We start from the raw sequence: 803 nt of genomic DNA, 5'->3' as shown, positions 1-803 counted from the left end.
TAGTCCGCCTTGAAACGGAAGTAGCCCTCGGACTCCATGAAGTCGATGACATTGTTGCTGCTGCGCTTGATGGTGTCCACGTTGGCAGCGGCTCGTTCGCTGACCGTGAAACGGAAATCGTTCTGTACCAGCCGGTGCAGTCCTTCCAGACACCAGAGCAGGATGCCTTCCAACTCGGCGCACATCTTCTCCACAAGGAAAGGGTCATCCGTGCGGTCAGCAGGCTTGTCCTTGGTGGTCAGGATGAGCTGACGGCGGAAGAAGCCGTCCGAATGGTCGTACAGCGAAGTCAGCGCACCGTTGCCAAAGCAGAGGAACCGGGCGTAAATGTCCCGCTGGTAGCTCTGGACACCTTTGCGCTCCAAGTCCAGCTTGGCTTCGGCGGTCACGATGGTCTTAATATAATTCGTCTTGGGCAGGGCGTTCATATCCATATCATCGTCGATCATCAGCAGGCGGCGTTCCAGATCGGCACGGGCAAAGCGGTTGTTCTCCACTTTCTGGACGCTGCCGTTGCTGGCGGCATCTCCCATGAGCCGTTTCAGTACCAGCCCGATGCGAGATTTGCCCTCGCCGCCCTTGCCGACAATGAGCATCATCTTCTGCCCCTTGGTGCTGGGGATCAGGCAGTAGCCCAGATACTCCTGCAAGGTGGGAATGTCAGCATCGTCCAGCAGTTCGTGCAGAAAGGTTAGCCAGCGATCCGGGCTGGCGGCTTTGGGGTCATACTTCACAGGCAGGCGGTTCTGGCAGAACAGGCGGCTCTCCTGAAAAGAGCCGTCCGGCAGATGGTACACGCCGTT

1 protein-coding gene is annotated in these 803 nt (G+C 58.0%); it reads right to left on the bottom strand.

Features of this window, described 5'->3' with window-relative positions; all coding sequences use genetic code 11:
* Positions 1 to 803 (bottom strand): DNA primase family protein (locus tag AAAU26_RS00040; RefSeq protein ID WP_349180839.1); only part of this gene is annotated, 803 nt, incomplete at both ends.

The organism is Faecalibacterium longum (assembly GCF_040094125.1).
GTDB classification, from domain to species: Bacteria; Bacillota; Clostridia; order Oscillospirales; family Ruminococcaceae; genus Faecalibacterium; species Faecalibacterium longum.
Note: the sequence above shows the minus strand (reverse complement) of the source record. Positions and strands in the feature narration are given on the sequence as shown.